This is a genomic window from Neobacillus sp. NPDC058068 (assembly GCF_042885335.1).
Taxonomy (GTDB): Bacteria; Bacillota; Bacilli; order Bacillales; family Cytobacillaceae; genus Neobacillus.
This window is the reverse complement of sequence record NZ_JBHVSI010000014.1, coordinates 124,721-138,290: the sequence shown is the minus strand read 5'-3', so window position 1 is coordinate 138,290 and position 13,570 is coordinate 124,721. Positions and strand designations below refer to the sequence as shown.

Sequence of the window (13,570 nt, the reverse complement as noted above, 5' to 3'; positions counted from 1 at the left end):
AATGGAGGAATATTTTCATGAAATTTTTTATCGACACTGCTAACCTAAAGGATATTCAAAAGGCCTATAAAATGGGCGTTTTATCTGGTGTAACAACCAACCCATCATTAGTTGCTAAAGAAGGCGTTAAATTCGAAGATCGTATCGCAGAAATTTTACAAGCTGTACCAGAAGTTGAATCTGTTTCTGCAGAAGTAACTCCAAACGCAGTAACAGCTGAAGAAATGATCGCAGAAGCTGACGAGCTGATTAAAATTAACGGCGGAGATAAAAACATCACTATTAAAGTTCCTATGAATGTTGCGGGATTAGAGACTACACGTTATCTTGCTAAAAAGGGTGTTAAGGTCAATGTGACACTTATCTTCACGGTGAACCAAGCGCTATTAGCTGCTCGCGCAGGTGCAGCATATGTATCACCATTCTTAGGCCGATTAGATGATATTTCTGAAGATGGTGTCCTATTAGTAAGTAAAATCGCAGAATTATTCCGCATTCATAACTTAGATGCTCAAATCATTGCTGCATCCGTTCGCCACCCAGACCATGTAACACGTGTAGCGATGGCAGGTGCTCATATCGCTACGATTCCTTACAGTGTTATTGAGCAGCTTACTAAACATCCATTAACTGATCAAGGGATTGAGAAATTTGCTGCTGATTGGGCTAAAAAGACAAAAAACTAGGGTTTTTTAGACATATAGCAATCAGTGAAATCGCTGATTGCTCCTATTTTTACATCTAATTTGGGAGGGCTTTACATGACCATTTCTTTCGATTACTCTAACGCCTTATCATTTATGAATCAGAACGAAGTTGATTATTTAGATGAATTTGTGAAAGTTGCTCATAATAGATTACACGACAAAAAGGGGCCAGGATCTGATTTTCTTGGTTGGGTAGATTTACCGAATAATTATGATAAAGAAGAGTTTTCAAGAATTAAAAAGGCTGCTGAACGAATTCGCAGTAATTCAGATGCTTTAATTGTGATCGGAATCGGTGGATCCTATCTAGGAGCAAGAGCTGCCATTGAGGCACTTTCTCATACATTCCATAATCAAATGAGCGATACAACTCAAGTATATTTTGCAGGTCAAAACATTAGCTCTACATATATTACACATTTGCTAGAGTTGCTTGAGGGTAAAGATATATCTGTAAATGTTATCTCTAAATCTGGTACAACAACCGAACCGGCTGTAGCCTTCCGTATTTTCCGTGACTATTTAGAGAAAAAATACGGCAAAGAAGAAGCAAAAAAACGTATTTATGCGACCACTGACAAAGCAAAAGGGGCACTAAAACAATTAGCTGATGCAGAAGGGTATGAAACATTTGTGATTCCTGATGATGTTGGTGGAAGATATTCCATTTTAACTGCAGTAGGTCTTTTACCAATTGCGACAGCTGGTCTGGATATCGATAAAATGATGGAAGGAGCAATGGCCGCTGCTAAAAAATATAATAACTCAGAGCTTTCAACAAATGAAAGTTATCAATATGCAGCCGTACGTAATGCTCTTTATCGTAAAGGAAAAACAATTGAACTTTTAGTAAACTATGAACCATCGCTTCATTATGTATCAGAATGGTGGAAACAATTAAATGGTGAGAGTGAAGGGAAAGATCAAAAAGGGCTATTTCCTGCTTCTGTTGATTTTTCAACTGACTTACACTCGATGGGACAATATGTGCAGGAAGGTCGCCGTGACTTAATCGAAACGGTTCTTCAGGTGAAGAAGCCCAAAATTGAATTAACCATAAAAGATGATCCAGATAATATTGATGGCTTGAATTTTTTGGCTGGAAAAACGATGGATGAAGTAAATAAAAATGCCTTTCAAGGAACTGTATTGGCTCATGTAGACGGCGGTGTTCCAAATTTAGTCGTCGAATTGGATCAATTAAATGAATTTACATTCGGTGAAATGATTTACTTCTTTGAAAAAGCTACTGCTATAAGTGGACATTTGCTAGGTGTAAACCCGTTTGACCAACCTGGTGTAGAGGCATATAAGAAAAATATGTTTGCTTTACTAGGTAAGCCAGGTTATGAAGCGGAAAAAGAAGTTTTGCTAAAACGGTTAAATAAATAACGATATATAAAGTATAAAAATACCCTTATTTGTGAGCATAGTTAATGACAGCTCCATATAAGGGTATTCTATTATTTATCATCAGGTTCAACACCTGGTAGTCTCTGTCTTTTTTGAGGAAAGGGTATTTTATGAAAAAAAAGTCGAGCGTGTTATCGACATTTTTTTAATCAATTTCCCGGGAAAAAACCAAACGGGAGAAGGACTAAGTCCAAATTCAATTAAACGTTTAGTTAATAAGAAAATATGGGTATACCTGTAGAAGCGTGTAATATGAGCGGAAAAGACCTATTTTTCGTCACGGTTTGCGCATAAAGATAAAAAGAAGAGTCTTATTTTCGACAGTATTTTATCCGATTTCAAGGATAAAACCCTTTATTTATAAGCCATTGATCCGATATTAATTAAACAATTGATTAGTATTTTAAAAACTAACCATCGTTTGATTGAAAACGTATTATTCCTTGAAACAAGGGGATTCTCATCATAGAACTGCTAAAAAATTTGAGATATTAGTGCAATGATGGGGAGGCATAACCGCTTGTTCTTTGAGCAAAACTAACTTTGTCACCTTAGTTGTGACAAAGTTAGTTTTCCTCTTTATTGAATGCAAAGGATTTGTACTTTACCATTAATAAGGTACTATCATAATGAAGGGATGAGACTTATGGCTCAATCAAATATAAAAGTAGCTGTCCAGAAGTTCGGTAACTTCCTAAGTTCGATGGTAATGCCGAATATTTCAGCTTTCATCGCGTGGGGGTTAATTACTGCACTATTTATTCCTACTGGTATTCTCCCAAATGAAAGCCTTGCCAAATTGGTTGATCCTATGGTCATTTATTTGCTTCCGCTTTTAATCGGATATACGGGCGGTAAGCTTGTACACGATCAACGCGGTGGTGTCGTCGGGGCGATTGTGACAATGGGTGTCATTGTCGGGGCAGATATTCCGATGTTTCTCGGTGCAATGATCATGGGACCGCTTGGCGGATATGTGATTAAAAAGTTTGACCAGCTGATTGAAGGTAAAGTTAAAGCAGGCTTTGAAATGCTTGTTAACAATTTCTCGGCAGGGATACTAGGCGGATTTTTTGCGATTTTAGCCTTTTTAGCCATTGGTCCTGCCGTTACCACGTTTACAGGCTGGCTTATTACCGGTGTTGATTGGTTATTGGCAACAGGATTGCTGCCATTGACAAGTATCATTATAGAACCGGCAAAAGTATTGTTCTTAAATAATGCGATTAACCATGGGGTGCTGTCGCCAATTGGGTTAGAGCAAGCGAAAACAACAGGAAAATCCATTCTATTTCTACTTGAAGCAAATCCAGGACCTGGTATCGGAGTACTGCTAGCTTTCAGTATTTTTGGAAAAGGGACGGCCAAAAGGTCAGCACCAGGCGCTGCTATTATTCAGTTCTTTGGCGGGATTCATGAAATTTACTTCCCATATATTTTAATGCGTCCGATGTTGTTCTTTGCCGTCATCCTAGGCGGAATGAGCGGTATCTTTACATTGATGCTTTTAGGTGGGGGATTAGCTTCGCCTTCATCGCCGGGTAGTATTATTGCCATTATGGCCGTTACTCCGCCGCAAGCTAGTGCTTATCTAGCCAACATTGCTGGTGTCCTAGTAGCTGGAATAGTTTCCTTTGTGCTTTCATCTTTCATTCTAAAAACGGGTAAGCAAAAGGATGAAGACATTGAAGAGGCAGCAAGAAAAATGCAAGAAATGAAAGGCAAGAAAAGCTCTGTTGCAAATGTCTTTGCTGCTAACACTGGCACAATGCCTGAAAAAGTCAGCAAAATTATCTTTGCATGTGATGCGGGAATGGGTTCAAGTGCAATGGGCGCGTCCCTTCTTCGGAAAAAAGTAAAGGAATCAGGAATGAATATTTCGGTTACCAATACTTCGATTAGTAACCTGCCTTCTGATGCCCAAATCGTTATAACACAGGAAGAGTTGACACCAAGAGCCATGAAGCAAGTGCCGAATGCCTATCATATTTCGGTTGATAACTTCCTATCAAGTCCAGAATACGATCAGTTAATTAATCGGTTAAAAAATCCTGAAACGGCTGAACTTCAAGAAATCGTGGAAGACGCAGAAGCAGTTGTTCCAAGCGGTGATCCACACACTGATGATGCTTTACTGCGTGAAGAAAATATCTTCCTTAACCAAGAATTTGTATCGAAAGAAGAGGCGATTCGTTTCGCTGGCAATGTACTGGTCAAATCAGGGTATGTAAAGGAAAGCTATATTGATGCGATGATCGCACGTGACGAAATGACATCCACCTATATGGGCAATGATGTCGCGATTCCACATGGTACTGAAGAAGCGAAAAAGGATGTCCTGAATTCTGGTTTTACGGTTTTACAAGTACCGAATGGTGTAGACTTTGACGGTCAGAAGGTACGATTGATTTTCGGTATTGCCGGGAAAGATGGGACACATCTTGAAATCTTATCTGGCATTGCCGTTACTTGTTCTGATATGGCCAATATCGAAAAACTAGTTGAAGCAAAATCAGCAAGAGAAATCATGGACATTTTAAATGATAAATAATTTATTTGCAGAATAGAAAAGCCGCATTTGCAGCTTTTCTATTCACTTTTCCTCATGTACTTTTTATCAGAATCGAGTTGGTTGCATGTATATAACTTCAAGGGAAAAAGCAATCATTGAATTAATCGTTAAAACATCAGGTAAACATACCGCTGCGTCGATTGCTGCATACTTAAATGTGAGTGGACGAACGATCCAACGGGATTTAAAAGCGGTAGAAAAAATTATTGACTCATTTGCGCTTCATTTAGTCCGTAATATCGATAAAGGACTCATGATTGAGGGGAAGAATGGGCAAATATTTCGCCTGATTCAGTATTTAATGAACATTGACCCTATTGATCAAACACCACAGGAAAAAAAACTGCTGCTCCTAATATCCCTGGTGCAAGAGGAGTCCTATAAAATTCAGACGTTAGCCAATGACCTTGGTGTTAGTATCACAACCCTAACAATCTATTTGGATGAAATGACAGAGTGGCTTCGTCATTTTAATGTACAAATTACTAGAAAAAGGGGAGTCGGAGTCGATCTAAACGGCTCGGAATCAAACAAACGGAGAGCCCTGGCAAGTTATCTATTGCTTCATTTTAATGAAGAACTAATGGAAAGTTTGTTTTTGTTGGAAAATGAAAAGAGCTTTCAAGAAGTCATTTTGTTTTATTTTCGTCCAGACTACCTTCTTGCGATAAATCGAGAAGTAAATACTACTTTTAATCAATTGGAGCAAAGTCTTGCATATAGCGATTATATCGGTCTAATCGTACATATTTGTATTACCATGCAAAGGACGGAAGGCTCTTTTCTATTAGAGGAAGATGCAGATTTTCTCAATGAGCAGACGAATGAATATAACCTTATCAGGGAAATTTGTCAGCGTATTGAATCATCATTTTCGGTCGAGTTTACGAAAGAGGATGTACTCTTTTTGGCGGCAATCCTTAGAGGTTCTAAACTTCAAGCCGTCGATATTGTTCCATATGATAGTGTTGTCCTTAGCAAAAGGATAAAAAACGTAATCGAACATGTATCTTCACAACTTCATGTGAATCTAACTAAGGATTTTTCTTTGTATCAGGGGCTGCTTGCCCATATGGAGCCGTCACTATATCGAATTAAACAAGAAATGGGATTGTTTAACCCGTTAAAAGAGGAAATTAAACGAAAATATCCGTTTCTGTTTTTAGCTGTTAAGAATAGTGTTGAAAAGTATTTTATCGATATTCCAGACTTTCCTGATGATGAAATTGCCTTCATCGTTCTCCATTTTGGTTCGGCTTTAGTGATGCAGGAAGAAGATCTGTCGATAAAGGCACTGGTTGTATGCCCCACAGGCATTGGAACGTCTAAGATGCTGGCCAGCAGAATTAAGAAGAAAATCGTAGGAATTGGGTCTATCGAGATCAAATCGATGAAAGAAATGCAGCAGCAAAATAATTTAAGCAGCTATGATCTGATTATCTCTACCGTTAAACTCCCATTTACAAATCTAGACTATATCCTTGTTTCTCCACTATTAAGTGAAGAAAATATCGTAACCATCAGGAATTTCATAAGGGATAACATCGAGACTATAACAGAAAATAAGAATTATCTAAAAACAACTCCCAATAAGGCTCACGCAGCCAGTTTTACAAGTGTCACTTTAGGGGAATTATTACAGGAGATAAAGGATGTATATCAAAGTATTCAGTCTGTTTTAAATAACTTCTGCGTTTATCGGATGCCGCATCTAAAAGTCCATAATCAGATTTTAGAAGAAATGGTAAAACTGGCTGAAAAGAATGGGCTGTTAATAGATTCAAGTGATGTTCTGGAATCGATAGAAGCTCGGGAACGAAAAAGTGGGCTCGGTATTCCAAATACCGGGTTGGCACTATTTCACTGCAGAAATAAGAACGTTCATGAACTCATCTTCCAGATTTCTCATTTAGAGCAGCCTATACTTGTAAAAGGTATGGACGGAAAGAATATGTACATGAAGAATGTACTGCTCATGATGGCACCTGAGGAATTAAGTGTCAGAGAGCAGGAGATCGTAAGCTTGATTAGCACAAGTTTAATTGAAAATCATGCCGCCATTCTGATTTTTTCATCCGCAAATGAAGAGATGATTCGGACAAAATTGGAATCCATCTTTTTGGATTATCTTCACACAAATATACTAAAGGAATGATAAAAATGAAACGAGCCGTCCATTTTGGAGCAGGGAATATTGGCAGAGGATTTATCGGCGCACTTTTTTCACAATCGGGTTATCATGTGACCTTTGTTGATATTGCCGATCAAATTATTAACCAGTTAAATGAGAAAAAGCACTATCAAGTAAAATTGGCTACAGATAAACAAGAAACGCTCACGGTAGATAACGTGTCAGGATTAAACAATATGACACAAGAAAATGAAGTGGTCGCAGCAATAAAGGATGCAGCCTACCTTACGACTGCGATAGGCCCGAATATCCTCCCGCGGATTGCTCCGTTAATTGCGAAAGGGTTAAGCGAACGGGTTAAGACAAACACAGAAAAGTTATATGTGATTGCCTGTGAAAACCAAATTTCGGCGACTGATTTGTTAAAAGGTTATATTTTCGAACATTTAGATGATGAGACGAAGGCAAATTTGGCGGGCAAGGTGTATTTCTTTAATTCGGCAGTAGACCGGATCGTCCCGATTCAAAATAATCAAGGCTCCCTCGATGTACTGGTTGAACCTTATTATGAATGGGTTGTAGAGACAAGCGATAGCATTCCACCGGTTGAAGGGATGAAGATTGTTTCAGACCTCGCTCCATTTATTGAGCGAAAGCTGTTTACGGTGAATACGGGGCATGCTGTTATTGCCTACCTTGGTTATCTAGAGAACAAGACTACGATTGATCAAGCATTAGCAGATGAGAAGATTGTGAAACAAGTTAAAGCGACACTTGGCGAAACGGGTGCCTATTTGATTCATCAATATGGCTTAAATCCAGAGGAACACAGCCAATATATCGAAAAAATTATTAGCCGTTTTAAAAATGCCTATTTGAATGATGATGTGACAAGAGTAGGCCGTTCACCGCTTCGTAAGCTTGGTCCAAACGATCGTCTCGTGCGTCCTGCTACTGAAGCAGCAAAAGCGGGACTCTCATACACGAATCTTGCAAAGGCAATCGCATCGGCACTGCTTTTTGATTACCAAGAAGATGCCGAAGCAGTAAAGCTGCAAGCGATCATTAAAGAAAAGGGGCTTCCAGTTGCGCTCAAAGAAGTAAGCGGGTTGGATGAAAACAGCGAAATTAGCCGCATGATTTTAAGGAACTACGATGCTATAAAGAAATAATAACTTCTGGGTCAATCACCCGCTACGGTTCATGTAGCGGAGGATTGACCCTTTTTTCTGTAATAATTAATACTGGCAACAATGATTAAGACAAAATGAAGTTTTGTATTAATTGATTGAATTCTGAAAACGCTTTAATCTGAATATAGAAAGTTCTACAAATAAGTTAAGGGGGAAAAGAGATGATTGAAACAGCAACGGCAACAGCAAAAGAAAAAGCAGACGTAAAAGTGAAGATACAGAAGTTCGGCAGTTATTTAAGTGGTATGGTTATGCCGAATATTGGAGCGTTTATTGCTTGGGGACTAATCACAGCGTTATTTATCGAGACGGGCTGGGCACCGAATAAGGATCTAGCAACACTAGTAAGTCCGATGATTACATTTTTATTGCCATTATTAATTGGTTTTACCGGCGGTCGAATGGTTTATGATATTCGCGGTGGTGTAGTTGGTGCCACAGCAACAATGGGCGTCATTGTCGGAACAGATATCCCAATGTTTTTAGGGGCCATGATTATGGGTCCAGTTGGCGGATTGCTCATTAAGTACTTTGACAAACTTATTGAAGGAAAAGTGAAATCAGGATTCGAAATGCTTGTGAATAACTTCTCTGCAGGAATTCTCGGCGGCGGGTTAACCTTAGCAGCCTATAAAGGTGTTGGTCCGGTTGTTGAGGCCTTAAGTAATACTTTAGCTTCAGGCGTTCAATTTATTGTCAATCATAATATGTTACCGTTTGCAAATGTCTTAATTGAACCAGCAAAGGTATTATTTTTAAATAACGCGATTAACCACGGTATCTTAAGTCCTTTAGGGATTGAACAAGCAACAAAAGCTGGGAAGTCGATTCTTTTCTTGCTAGAAACAAATCCTGGACCGGGATTAGGTATCCTGCTTGCTTTCTGGTTGTTTGGTAAAGGCTCAGCGAAAATGACAGCACCTGGTGCAGTCGTGATTCACTTCTTAGGTGGTATTCATGAAATTTACTTCCCATACATCTTAATGAAGCCAATGCTAATTTTTGCGGCTATGGCTGGCGGAATCAGTGGAGTATTTACATTTAATCTTTTCAACGCAGGTCTAGTTGCTGCTCCATCACCAGGAAGTATCTTCGCCCTGCTTGCAATGACTCCAAAAGGAAATTATGTTGGAGTGGTAGCTGGTGTATTAGTAGCAACAGCTGTTTCTTTCGCAGTGGCATCATTAATCTTGAAAACAAGTAAAGCTACTGATGAAGATTTATCAACAGCGGCAGCGAAAATGGAAGCAATGAAAGGCAAGAAAAGCTCTGTTTCTTCAGTGTTAACAAACTCACAAGATGCAATCATTCCTGAAAATGTAAACAAAATTGTATTTGCTTGCGATGCCGGTATGGGTTCAAGTGCCATGGGTGCATCCATTTTAAGAAATAAGGTAAAAAAGGCCGGTTTAGATGTTACTGTGATAAACACAGCGATTAACAACTTACCAAATGATGCTGACGTTGTTGTTACGCACAAAGATTTAACAGACCGTGCTAAAGCAAAGCTTCCGAATGTGAAACATATTTCGGTAGAAAACTTTTTAAATAGTCCCAGATATGACGAATTAATAAATGATCTGCAAAAATAACTGAACGAAAGGCCTAGACAAAATGTGCTAGGCCCTTCTTATTTTAATGTTGTCAACAATGCAGTTGACTAAAATATAAATAGCTTCCGTTGTATAAAGGGATTTACGGGATTAAAATGATAGTGTAATTAGAAAAATTTAATTTTGGCAACATCATATGATTGGTGTTTGACGGTCAACTTTTAGGGAGTGAGAAATATGTATATTTCCGCAAGAGAAAGACAAATCCTTGAAATCTTATTTAAGAATACGGATGAAATGACCGTGAAAGACCTTGCCAAACAAATTGGTGTTAGTGGAAGGACGATCCATCGGGATTTAAAAAATGTAGAAGATATTTTGGGCGAATATAACCTGTCATTACAAAAAAAATCAGGGGTTGGCGTCCAAATCACAGGTGACCAAACCAAGATTCACGAACTAGAACTATATTTGTTTAATCTCTCACATACAGAATACACGCCTGAAGAACGACAAACGATTATTTTCTGTGAGCTGCTAGAAACAAATGCGCCCGTTAAACTGCTTGGTCTTGCTAACGATTTAAATGTCACAATTGCTACAGTCAGTGCTGATCTAACCAAACTGGAAGAGAGATTACAAACCTTTGGATTAGCACTCATTCGAAGAAGAGGCTATGGTGTTGAAATCGAAGGAGATGAAGGTGCTAAACGAAGGGCCATGAGCAGTCTTATCTCTGTGCATCTTGATGAATCCGAAATTCTTTCCTTAACACGAGAAAATATTCAAAAGCGGTCGACCCAGCAAATTCATACCATATCTGAAAGACTTATGGGATTTGTTGAAAAGAAAAAGCTTGTTATTGTCGAAAAAATTGTCAATTCAATTGTTCAGGAATTACCCTTTTCGATGGCAGACAGCGCCTATATTGGGTTAGTGGTTCATTTAGCCCTAGCGGTGGAACGGATTCAAAAAGGCGAAGGGATTACCATCAATTCATCGTATTTAGAAAATCAAAAAGCAACAAAGGAATATAGATTCGCAGAAAAAATAGTTGCCGGGTTGGAGCAGGTTTTTACGATTAATATACCTGAGGCAGAGGTTGCCTACATCACGATGCACTTAAAAGGCGCGAAGTTAAGGCATGATCATGAATATATAAACGAAGATACCAGCTTACAGGTTGCAATCAGAACTAAAAAATTGATTGATCTTGTTGGGAATTTAGTGGGCTTAAACTTAGCGGCAAATCGATCCTTATTTGAAGGGCTCGTCATGCATTTAAAGCCTGCTATTTATCGAATGAAACAAAAGATGGGGATTAGTAACCCGTTGTTAGATAAAATTAAACGAGATTATGCTGAATTGTTTGCGATTGTCAAACAGGCAGGAAATCAGGTTTTTGATGATTTTTATCTTCCAGATGAGGAAACGGGATATCTCGTTATGCATTTTGGTGCCGCAATATTGGGCAGCAGGGATCTTATAAATTTTAGAACGCTAGTGGTTTGTTCAAGTGGAATTGGCACCTCTAAAATGCTGGCCACGAGATTACAAAAAGAGTTCCCAGAGCTAAAACATATTCAGAATGTGTCAGTAATGGAATTTAAAAAGATGAAAAAGGATAATTATCAATTAGTAATATCCACAATCCCTATTCCAGATTACGAATCGGATTATATTGTGGTCAATCCCTTTTTAAATAAAGATGAGATCGAGAAGATTCGTTCCTTTATCAATGAATATAAGATTGTGAATAGTTCCGAAAAACACCTACCTGTCACGTTGAATGCTAATGTGAGCAAAAAGAGTGCAGCTGGGTTAATAGAGGAAATGCGGGGTATCCAAGAATATACAAGGGCGATTGCTATCATTCTTGAAGACTTCGAATTAAACGAAGTAAGCGAAAAGAAGACAACAGAAGAAATCTTAACACAGCTTTGTCAAAGTCTATATGAAAAACAAAAGATTGACGATGTGGAAGCCGTTGTTAAGAAAGTCCTAGAAAGAGAAAAACTTGGAGGAATAGGGATTCCGGAAACGGCGATGGCATTATTTCATGCGCGAACACCACATGTGCAGCAGCCGTGCTTTGTCATTTCTGTTCTGCAAACGCCCATTAAGGTTGTCGGCATGGATGAAAATGAAATGAACATGATTTATTTCATTTTGCTGCTATCGCCTATGAACAGCTCAGATAATGCATTAGAAGTGTTAAGTTATATAAGCTCATTGCTAATTGAAAGTGATGAAAATATAGCCATTTTTCAATCAGGTGACTACGGTAAGATAATGGGATTACTAACAGCCAGATTTGATCAATTTTTTACCGAGAAATTAAAAGAATTAAGGAGTGTTTCGTTATGACGAAATCCATTTTGGCTAAAGAAAATATTTTATTAAATACAGCAGTAGGGACAAAAGAAGAAGCTATTCGCGTAACAGGAAGGATTCTTGTGGAAAAAGGTTATGTAGATGCAAACTATATTGAAAAGATGCTGGAAAGAGAAGCGTTAACTTCTACTTATATGGGTAATTTTGTCGCTATTCCACATGGGACCGAGGATTCGAAGTCTTTTGTTAAGGAATCAGGAATTTCATTCGTTCAAGTTCCACAAGGGGTAGACTTTGGTTCCGGAAACATTGTAAAACTGCTCATTGGGATAGCTGGTAAAGACAACGAACATTTAGATATTCTATCCAATATTGCGATTGTCTGTTCGGAGGAAGAAAATATTGAAAAGCTTGTTGCAGCAAAAACAGCCGATGAAATTTTGGCAATTTTTGAAGAGGTGAACTAAGATGTTGGCTGTTCACTTTGGAGCAGGAAATATCGGCCGGGGGTTTATCGGGAATTTATTATATCATTCAGGATATGAAACTTGCTTTGTCGATGTAAATAGTGAAATTGTAAATTTACTAAATGAAAAGAATGAATATCGCGTCGTACTTGCTGAGCCAACTCAAGAAGAAGTAACGATAAAAAATGTAAGAGCCATTAATAGTGCATCAAACCCGGAGCAAGTGATAGCGACCATTGCTGAAGCAGATCTAGTTACTACGGCGATCGGACCGAACATTCTTCCGCTGATCGCCGGTTTGATTGCAGATGGTCTGCGCAAACGTGTTGAACAAACAGATAAGCCGCTCAATATTATTGCTTGTGAAAATATAATTGGCGGGAGCTCGCTTTTAAAAGCGAAGATCTTTGAAAAATTAACAGCTGATGAACAATCACAATTTGATGGGCGTATAGGCTTTCCTGATTCCGCTGTCGACCGGATTGTACCGAATCAAGTCAATGTAGATAAGCTGATGGTAAAAGTGGAGCCATTCTATGAATGGGTGGTAGAAGAACCGAAGATCATTGGCGAGAAACCTCCGGTTAAGGGGATCACCTATGTTCAGGAATTAGTGCCTTATATTGAACGTAAGCTATTCACGGTCAATACAGGTCATGCCCTAGCGGCCTATTTTGGTTATTATTTTGGAATGGATACGATTAATCGTGCGATGGAGAACAAACAAATTCTTGAGTTAGTGGAAGGTGCCCTTAAAGAAAGCGGTGCGTTTCTAGTTGAAAAATATGGCTTTAACGAAGAGGAACATAACAAATATATTCAAAAGATTATCGGGCGCTTCTCGAATTCTTATATTGTTGACGAAGTGACAAGAGTAGCGCGCTCGCCAATCCGCAAGCTTGGACCAAACGATCGCCTCGTTAGTCCCGCAAGACAATATCAGGAGATCGTCGGAAAGAACCCTGAATATCTATTAAAAGGGATTGCCGCAGCTCTCATGTACGATTTTCAAGGGGATGAAGAAGCAGTCCAAGTTCAAGCGGCCATCAATGAACAAGGATTAGAAACAACAATAGAGAAGTTGACACAACTCGACGGAACTTCCTCATTAATCAAAGGAATTATTGAACAATACCATCAGTTGTAGGGACAAGGGGACACCTTGTCCCTATTTTATTTTGAATGCAACGCTAATAGGAA

At 38.7% G+C, this 13,570-nt stretch carries 9 protein-coding genes; all 9 read left to right on the top strand.

The window, feature by feature from the left end:
- Positions 1 to 17: 17 nt before the first annotated feature.
- Positions 18 to 686: a fructose-6-phosphate aldolase gene (gene fsa, locus ACFVSW_RS17435; RefSeq protein ID WP_387317921.1), complete on the top strand. Its 669-nt coding sequence runs from the start codon at positions 18 to 20 to the stop codon at positions 684 to 686.
- Between the two features lie 75 nt (positions 687 to 761).
- Positions 762 to 2,099: a glucose-6-phosphate isomerase gene (locus tag ACFVSW_RS17430; RefSeq protein WP_387317920.1), complete on the top strand. Its 1,338-nt coding sequence runs from the start codon at positions 762 to 764 to the stop codon at positions 2,097 to 2,099.
- Between the two features lie 667 nt (positions 2,100 to 2,766).
- On the top strand, positions 2,767 to 4,671 hold the full coding sequence (locus tag ACFVSW_RS17425; RefSeq protein WP_387317919.1) for a PTS mannitol transporter subunit IICBA: 1,905 nt from the start codon (positions 2,767 to 2,769) through the stop codon (positions 4,669 to 4,671).
- 85 nt (positions 4,672 to 4,756) lie between these two features.
- Positions 4,757 to 6,847 (top strand): BglG family transcription antiterminator, encoded by a 2,091-nt coding sequence (locus ACFVSW_RS17420; protein ID WP_387317918.1) that lies wholly within the window; start codon positions 4,757 to 4,759, stop codon positions 6,845 to 6,847.
- Between the two features lie 5 nt (positions 6,848 to 6,852).
- Entirely contained in the window at positions 6,853 to 7,995 is a 1,143-nt protein-coding gene (locus ACFVSW_RS17415) for a mannitol-1-phosphate 5-dehydrogenase (protein WP_387317917.1), read from the top strand.
- Between the two features lie 182 nt (positions 7,996 to 8,177).
- Positions 8,178 to 9,608: a PTS mannitol transporter subunit IIBC gene (locus ACFVSW_RS17410; RefSeq protein WP_387317916.1), complete on the top strand. Its 1,431-nt coding sequence runs from the start codon at positions 8,178 to 8,180 to the stop codon at positions 9,606 to 9,608.
- 198 nt (positions 9,609 to 9,806) lie between these two features.
- Entirely contained in the window at positions 9,807 to 11,936 is a 2,130-nt protein-coding gene (locus tag ACFVSW_RS17405) for a BglG family transcription antiterminator (protein ID WP_387317915.1), read from the top strand.
- Positions 11,933 to 12,370, top strand: a complete 438-nt coding sequence (locus tag ACFVSW_RS17400; RefSeq protein ID WP_387317914.1) for a PTS mannitol transporter subunit IIA — start codon at positions 11,933 to 11,935, stop codon at positions 12,368 to 12,370. The genes ACFVSW_RS17405 and ACFVSW_RS17400 overlap by 4 nt, the downstream gene beginning before the upstream one ends.
- A gap of 1 nt (position 12,371) precedes the next feature.
- Positions 12,372 to 13,517 carry a mannitol-1-phosphate 5-dehydrogenase gene (locus ACFVSW_RS17395; protein ID WP_387317913.1) on the top strand — a complete coding sequence of 382 codons (1,146 nt, stop codon included), beginning with the start codon at positions 12,372 to 12,374 and terminating at the stop codon, positions 13,515 to 13,517.
- The last annotated feature ends 53 nt before the right edge of the window (positions 13,518 to 13,570 follow it).

Bases quoted from the DNA above. Each gene is read 5' to 3' on its own strand.
- fsa (WP_387317921.1), top strand. From the start codon at position 18: ATGAAATTTTTTATCGACACTGCTAACCTAAAGGATATTCAAAAGGCC.
- ACFVSW_RS17430 (WP_387317920.1), top strand. From the start codon at position 762: ATGACCATTTCTTTCGATTACTCTAACGCCTTATCATTTATGAATCAG.
- ACFVSW_RS17425 (WP_387317919.1), top strand. From the start codon at position 2,767: ATGGCTCAATCAAATATAAAAGTAGCTGTCCAGAAGTTCGGTAACTTC.
- ACFVSW_RS17420 (WP_387317918.1), top strand. From the start codon at position 4,757: ATGTATATAACTTCAAGGGAAAAAGCAATCATTGAATTAATCGTTAAA.
- ACFVSW_RS17415 (WP_387317917.1), top strand. From the start codon at position 6,853: ATGAAACGAGCCGTCCATTTTGGAGCAGGGAATATTGGCAGAGGATTT.
- ACFVSW_RS17410 (WP_387317916.1), top strand. From the start codon at position 8,178: ATGATTGAAACAGCAACGGCAACAGCAAAAGAAAAAGCAGACGTAAAA.
- ACFVSW_RS17405 (WP_387317915.1), top strand. From the start codon at position 9,807: ATGTATATTTCCGCAAGAGAAAGACAAATCCTTGAAATCTTATTTAAG.
- ACFVSW_RS17400 (WP_387317914.1), top strand. From the start codon at position 11,933: ATGACGAAATCCATTTTGGCTAAAGAAAATATTTTATTAAATACAGCA.
- ACFVSW_RS17395 (WP_387317913.1), top strand. From the start codon at position 12,372: ATGTTGGCTGTTCACTTTGGAGCAGGAAATATCGGCCGGGGGTTTATC.